General features: G+C 40.7%; 7 protein-coding genes and 1 pseudogene. 2 read left to right on the top strand and 6 right to left on the bottom strand.

Annotation, left to right across the window (positions count from 1 at the left end; genetic code table 11):
- Window positions 1-273 precede the first annotated feature (273 nt).
- Window positions 274-687, top strand: coding sequence for a hypothetical protein (locus FTU34_RS17290; RefSeq protein ID WP_180036265.1), 414 nt, complete (start codon window positions 274-276; stop codon window positions 685-687).
- On the top strand, window positions 687-1,493 hold the full coding sequence (locus tag FTU34_RS17285; RefSeq protein WP_180036266.1) for a hypothetical protein: 807 nt from the start codon (window positions 687-689) through the stop codon (window positions 1,491-1,493). Before FTU34_RS17290 ends, FTU34_RS17285 begins: the two co-directional genes overlap by 1 nt.
- A gap of 58 nt (window positions 1,494-1,551) precedes the next feature.
- On the opposite strand, the gene FTU34_RS18175 is transcribed toward FTU34_RS17285, so the two are convergent.
- The 6 genes and pseudogenes from FTU34_RS18175 to FTU34_RS18000 all read right to left on the bottom strand — a co-directional run bounded on the left by FTU34_RS18175 (window position 1,552) and on the right by FTU34_RS18000 (window position 6,051).
- The gene (locus FTU34_RS18175) at window positions 1,552-1,860 is read right to left on the bottom strand and encodes an MbeD/MobD family mobilization/exclusion protein (RefSeq protein WP_227591952.1); all 309 of its coding nucleotides are present in this window, start codon (window positions 1,858-1,860) and stop codon (window positions 1,552-1,554) included.
- Between the two features lie 3 nt (window positions 1,861-1,863).
- Window positions 1,864-2,322 (bottom strand): MbeB family mobilization protein, encoded by a 459-nt coding sequence (locus FTU34_RS18170; RefSeq protein ID WP_373685885.1) that lies wholly within the window; start codon window positions 2,320-2,322, stop codon window positions 1,864-1,866.
- Between the two features lie 322 nt (window positions 2,323-2,644).
- Window positions 2,645-2,893, bottom strand: a pseudogene (locus FTU34_RS18165) (relaxase/mobilization nuclease domain-containing protein); the annotation flags it as partial.
- A 97-nt stretch (window positions 2,894-2,990) separates the two neighbouring features.
- Complete coding sequence (locus FTU34_RS17275; RefSeq protein WP_180036268.1) at window positions 2,991-3,335, bottom strand: MobC family plasmid mobilization relaxosome protein; 345 nt, start codon at window positions 3,333-3,335, stop codon at window positions 2,991-2,993.
- A 1,181-nt stretch (window positions 3,336-4,516) separates the two neighbouring features.
- Window positions 4,517-5,842, bottom strand: a complete 1,326-nt coding sequence (gene hflX, locus FTU34_RS17270) for a ribosome rescue GTPase HflX (protein WP_180036269.1) — start codon at window positions 5,840-5,842, stop codon at window positions 4,517-4,519.
- A 77-nt stretch (window positions 5,843-5,919) separates the two neighbouring features.
- A complete protein-coding gene (locus FTU34_RS18000; RefSeq protein ID WP_005098021.1) occupies window positions 5,920-6,051 on the bottom strand; it encodes a hypothetical protein in 132 nt (43 codons plus the stop codon).
- Between the last annotated feature and the right edge of the window lie 106 nt (window positions 6,052-6,157).

Raw genomic sequence — 6,157 nt, 5'->3', positions numbered from 1 at the left:
AGGCTGGGTTTGATCTGGCATGGCAGCGATCCTTTTTGATCCAATATTCCGATGTTTTTATTATAAATGATTCATTAATCCAATTAAAATTGAAGATATAGATCTTATTGGTCGGTTTTTATTATCAATGCATGTTGCGAATGAACAGTATAGAATGAGTTTAATTCGTGGATATTCCCTGTATCTAGCTTAGGATTTAGTGACGTTTTTATGAACCCAACTGTACAATCTCAAGATATTTTATTAATAATTATATAAGAGTGACTGATAATAATGAATAAATTACTAATTAGCATTTTTTTAGCTTCAATTAGCTATACTTGTTATGCGGCTTCTCAACCCGCAGTCAATATAAGTCGAGCTAACTGTTATGCTCCTTTACCTCAATGGCTAGGGCTACCAGGAGTAGGCTATCACAATGAATCTTTAAGCTACGACCGTCTTTTTGCTTCTCATAGATTACGGGTTAGTAGTCAACAGACACGTTATCCGAATATTACTCGAAATCTATTTTATCCTTCTGCTACTTCTTTTAACTATACCTCTACTTGGAGAGCCTATGCGGGCCAACCTGATTCAAGTAATTTAGGATGGACTGTTACTGGAAATCATCAAGAAATTTTAGATTCAGGCCAATACATTCAAAGTAATACCTTCGCAACTGGCTGTAATATAACTGAGTGGTAATGAAAAAATTTATTAAAATCATATTAGGAATATTTTTAGTTATTGTTATTCTTTTTCTGATTATGTGGGGGTTCCATGGGTTTCCTACAAAAGAAATGTCTGATAACTCGATTTATGAACCTCCTCAAAACTCATCCTCTGTAATTGAAATAAATAAAGATGGGAAAACCACATTGAAATCTATAGATAATAAGACCGTGCTTAGTCAAAAGAATAAGCCCTTATTAGTAGATAGTGAATATATCAAATATATAGATATTGCTAGTTCAGATTTACCTGATGAAATAAAAAAAGAACTATTAGAGAAATCTAATAATTTAAGGCTACATGGTAGTTTTTCAAAAGGACAAATCACTCACGAATTCAAGAATACAAATTATTATAAAGATCGTTTAGATGAAATTGGTGGCTATGAAAGCTTAGAGAAAAAACTAAATTTTGAGCCTACAAAAATAGATGAAATCTTCTCTGACTCAAAATTAATTGGTGGCGATTATTCAGGATCATACACAGAAGGTAAGGGATACAATTCTATTTTTAGGGCATATGAATCTGCCAATTCAAGTATTGAATTGAATGAAATAGCACTTAGTAAATCTTCTAATAAGGTCGATTTCTTTAAAGAAAATATTAATACTTATATAAATAATTCGCCTGCAACTATAGAAAAAGTTGATAACGGAAATATTTATAATATTAGCTGGATAAGCGGTAACAGACTATTTTCAATGTCTACAAAAAACTTATCTGAAGCTAGTGCCATACAAAAAGCACAGCACATTGATGTTTCTGTACAAAACAAATAGATCTTTATTAGAAAGTATTTTCTTTAATATCTTAGTCCATAGCTACGTTTTGGTGTATTTACTTTTTCAAGCTTCTGACTTGCATTTCTAATGCCTGTAATTGCTCGATCAAGGCTTTGTTTTGCATCTTGAAGTCTTGCACTTGAAAGCTCAAGTTGCTTACTTGCCGAGCTAATTTGTTCAAGCTCTCGTTTCGGGTCTGGTCTGTTTCGCTGATACTCTCTAAAAGCTTCTTGAATGCTTCCCTGACGCTCTGATTGTCTTGCTTGGTACTCTCGAACATCTTGAGTAAATCGGCTTCCCTCTGCTGTTGTTGCGCCTGTGCTTGTTCCAAGGCTTCGAGTAAGTGCTTTTCTAATTCGGTCATTAATTAATACCCCATCGGAACCATTAGGCTGCCATTCTGCCAAGTCGGTGCGTCCTTGTTCACTAAAACGCATAAGCGTTTGCGATCTTTGTTGTCTATGCAGTCTTTCAGCTTGATATTGCCCCCCTTGTTCGCTAAGTCCTGTATAGCTAGGTTCTGTTGGGCGATTATCTCTGCGTTCTTGCCTATTTTGTGGCTCTGATAGGCTAGGATGCCCCACATCACTAAAATGGCTGTGATCACGGCTATGGCTACGATACTCCAAGTTTTTAACATAGTCGGGAGTAACCGTCTGTTCTGCTCTTGGATAGCGCAGTTCATTGCTCTCTCGTTTTCTTGCAACAAGTCTTTCAAGCGTTGCTCGTGCTTCTTGAACTCTGTCGCTACGACTTGCTCTGTATTTTTCGCTTGCTCGCTCGATGTCTGCTCGAAGTTCTTTGCCAAATCTAAAATCTTGCTCATAGATCATTCCTTTAAGACGAATATTTTTACCCCCATCAGGGTCTTTAATGCTGATTGTTTTTGGTGTAGTCCTAGCAATCTCAAAGCCTGCGGATTCAAGCGTTTTAATCACATCATCACGGCTTTGGATACGTCCACTTTCAGCAACACTTAAAAGTCCATCTGTGATGACTTCTGAGGCTTTTTGCTTATGCTTTGGCAAAGCATTAGGAGTGCATAACTCACGCTTATTTAGAGGGTCATTAGGGTCATGTAGCTTGTAATGATCATTTACGAGGTCTTTCCATGCGTTTAAACGTGGACGATCTGCTTTGTCGTAGTAAGGCTGTAGGCGTTTACCGCTTTGAAGCTCCACATTTGCTACAACGAAATTAAGCTCTAGGCGGTCTTTATCTTGGTGCTGTACCCATAAAATTGAGTATTGATCTTTATCTATACCTGGCATCAATACACGTTCAAAACTATCCATGATCTGTTGCTTTTGGTGTTCGTCTAAATCACGTTCTGCAAACGATAAAACACCCGATGTATATTTTTGAGCAAAGTTAGTGCTATCAATCAATTGAATCATTTGTTCAGGGTCGCCACGGTCTAGCCTTGCATCTTCCCGATCTCGGTCTTTACCAAGTAAATAATCCACGGGACCACGCCCCGAACCTGCACCACGACTATGTATTTTTATGATCATTGTGCAATCTCTGAAGCTCTCGCTCTATACCTGATAAAGCTGTGATTATTGCTATACGGTCTATTGCTGAACTTGTTTTACTTTGCTGATTAACCAATCTAGCTATCTGATTTAGGTTATTTCCAATGCCTGCAAGCTGTCTTAATAATTTTGGGTCTACTTTAATGACTTTGCTTTGCTTGGTACGTTTTTCACTTAAACAAGTTTCACGCATCCAACTCGCAAGGCTAGCTGTAGTACATCGGTCTAAAAGGGCTTGATGTTCTTCATCCGTTAAACGGATTTTGATTTCCTTTTGTCTTTTGACTATTTCTTTTTTGGTCATGCCTAAATCAGATCCTCGGTTTGTAACCGGACAAAGAAAAAATCTATGATTTTTCTCTTTGGGCGGTTTTCGGGGGTGTCGGGGGTGAAGCCCCTGATCCCAGTAGCACAAAAGGGACAAAGTCCCCTTTGTGTATGCTGGCTTCTAATCACAATAGCATGTTGATTACAGGCCGACAAGATTCGCTAGAATATTGGCTGCATGTGATCAAAGGCTATCTGTGATTAGGTCGGTATTGGATAAGTCGTTACAAGATTATGGACAATCGCAAGCGACCGCCTTTTCTGATCTATGCACAAACACTATGCATAACTCCGCATAAATCACAGATTTATACGTTGAGTTACACACAGGTTTGATGCACAGGAAAAGTCTTTGCCCACAACCGTTGTTAACTCCTTTCAGTAATAATTTTTTTTAAATAATTATTCTTAATATATAAAAAGCAAATGCTCTCAACTTCTCAACTCGCTCCCAAAGCGTCGGGCAAGCCCTTTGGCTTTGGTGAACGGTTGAGAGAGTTTCGGCAATACTCACCCTAAGGGCGGTCATTTAAAAAAATGACACATCCCTTAAGTATTGCCGATTTACCTGTATATATTTGGCTTCGGAGCCACGTATATCGGTCGTATCCGCACATAGCTTTGCTGACTATGCAGACAAGGACTCGAAGTCTTGCACCTCGCTCCACGCGCTCCCTGTCGAAGTATGGCAGTATCTCTACGAGGGTTTCCCCAACATGCAACTTAACTGACCTATACAACTACTCCCAACGCTCCGCCTATGTGAAGTCCCCCTGTAAGCGGTTTAGCCTTTCGACTATAGCCATATAACGCCAGTGACACTTATTCCTACCACACGTTATACGTGTCTATTCAAAAAATGGGCGTACAGAAGTAGACAAAGCTCGACCTATTGGTGCTTATCTGATGGTTTAGAAATCAAATTTAACGAAAGTTTCAAATTTGGGGCTTGTTTAACAGTAGTATTTCTTTAAAATAAGAACTGGTACATAAGCCGTAAGGTGAATATCAGTACGAGTGCCAACTCTGCCGATCATTCGTTAAATGATGCTAGGAACATCAAATAACTGTACCCCTCGAATTTAAATGAAAACCCCTCTAAGTTGCAAGACTTAGAGGGGTTTTTCTTTAATATTTAAAGATATTTCATGTTACACATTAAATTTGTTTGTTTTTTAATCTCAAGAGAAACTGCTGTGCCTGTTTTCCCAGGATTTCATCTAAGGGTAAATGCGCCTGTTTAATTAACTGTTCCAGTTTTTGTGGTGCAATCCGGATATGCAAATGCAGCTGACCTTCATCATCATAATGTTCTGACTGGATCACATTCAAACCATAAAGCTGGTTGCGCAGCTTGCCATAGGCCGGTTTTAGCGTCAGTTCAAAGGATTGCAGTTGTCCCATCAGGGCTTCATGCACTGCTTTGCGCAGCAGGTCGATCCCTTCGCCACTATGTGCTGAAACATAGACACGTTCTGGCTCACCCGGACGTCGATAAATAATTTTAGCCTCGTCACCGCTACAGTCAATTTTATTGTAAACCTGCAGGATCGGAACATCGGCACCAATTTCTTTCAGGACTTTTTCAACCGCTTCAATCTGTTCCAGCATTTCTGGACTACTTGAATCGATGACATGCAGCAACAAGGTCGCTTCTACGGTTTCTTCCAGGGTCGCTTTAAAGGATTCGACCAGAGAGTGAGAAAGATTACGGACAAAACCCACCGTATCTGCCAGTACCAGATTGCCGATGCCATCCCATTCCAGACGTCGTAATGTGGGGTCTAGGGTGGCAAACAGCTGATCGGCTGCGTAGACATCGCTATTGGCCAGTAAATTAAACAGGGTTGACTTGCCGGCATTGGTGTAACCGACCAAGGACACTGTCGGGACAGCCGCTTTTTGCCGTGCCACACGGCCTTGCATCCGGGTCTGGCGGACTTTATCAATTTTGGCTTTCAGTTGTCCCATGCGGATACGCAGCAAGCGGCGGTCTGTTTCCAGCAGGGTTTCACCCGGGCCACGCAAGCCGATGCCGCCTTTTTGACTGTCGAGATTGCCACGGCTACGAATTAAGCGGGATGATAAATGTTGCAGTTGTGCCAGTTCGACTTGCAGCTTGCCTTCATAGGTACGGGCACGCTGGGCGAAAATATCTAAAATCAGTTCGGTACGATCGACCACACGGCACTTGATGACCTGTTCCAGATTGCGGGCCTGGGCCGGTGTCAGGGCATGATCAACAATGACCAGATTGGCGTCCAGTTCTTCTACGCATTCGGCGATTTCTTCTGCTTTGCCTGACCCGATAAAAAATTTGGCATCCGGTTTGACGCGTTGAGCATGAATATGTTCCAGAATTTCGGCATCTGCAGATTGCGCCAGCAGATTAAACTCTTCAGCATCAAGGTCATCCAGCATTTGTACGCTGACACTCACCAGAATGACGCGTTCTTTCCCCCGATGTTGTTCTAAATATTCCACTCAGGCCAATCTCCACTTGAAAGCTTTAGTGTAGTTGAAAAAGAGCGAGGCAGATACTGAATTAGCGCGGCTTTGGTTTAAAGTGCGGTGACAAACAGTTGTGCAAGTGTTACCAGTACAGCGGCATAGATACAGGTACCACCCAAAATATATTTGAGCACTTGTAAAGGCTGAAGCTTTTCATTCGCAGGCTGGGTTTGATCTGGCATGGCAGCGATCCTTTTTGATCCAATATTCCGATGTTTTTATTATAAATGATTCATTAATCCAATTAAAATTGAAGATATAGATCTTATTGGTCGGTTTTTATTATCA

This window comes from Acinetobacter sp. YH12094 (genome assembly GCF_013419295.1).
Taxonomy (GTDB): Bacteria; Pseudomonadota; Gammaproteobacteria; order Pseudomonadales; family Moraxellaceae; genus Acinetobacter; species Acinetobacter amyesii.
This window is presented reverse-complemented; position numbering and strand designations above follow the sequence as displayed.

Excerpts from the sequence above, each read along its gene's own strand:
- FTU34_RS17285 (WP_180036266.1), top strand. The coding sequence starts at position 687 with ATGAAAAAATTTATTAAAATCATATTAGGAATATTTTTAGTTATTGTT.
- FTU34_RS17275 (WP_180036268.1), bottom strand. The coding sequence starts at position 3,335 with ATGACCAAAAAAGAAATAGTCAAAAGACAAAAGGAAATCAAAATCCGT.
- FTU34_RS18000 (WP_005098021.1), bottom strand. The coding sequence starts at position 6,051 with ATGCCAGATCAAACCCAGCCTGCGAATGAAAAGCTTCAGCCTTTACAA.
- FTU34_RS18170 (WP_373685885.1), bottom strand. The coding sequence starts at position 2,322 with ATGAGCAAGATTTTAGATTTGGCAAAGAACTTCGAGCAGACATCGAGC.
- FTU34_RS18175 (WP_227591952.1), bottom strand. The coding sequence starts at position 1,860 with ATGACCGAATTAGAAAAGCACTTACTCGAAGCCTTGGAACAAGCACAG.
- FTU34_RS17290 (WP_180036265.1), top strand. The coding sequence starts at position 274 with ATGAATAAATTACTAATTAGCATTTTTTTAGCTTCAATTAGCTATACT.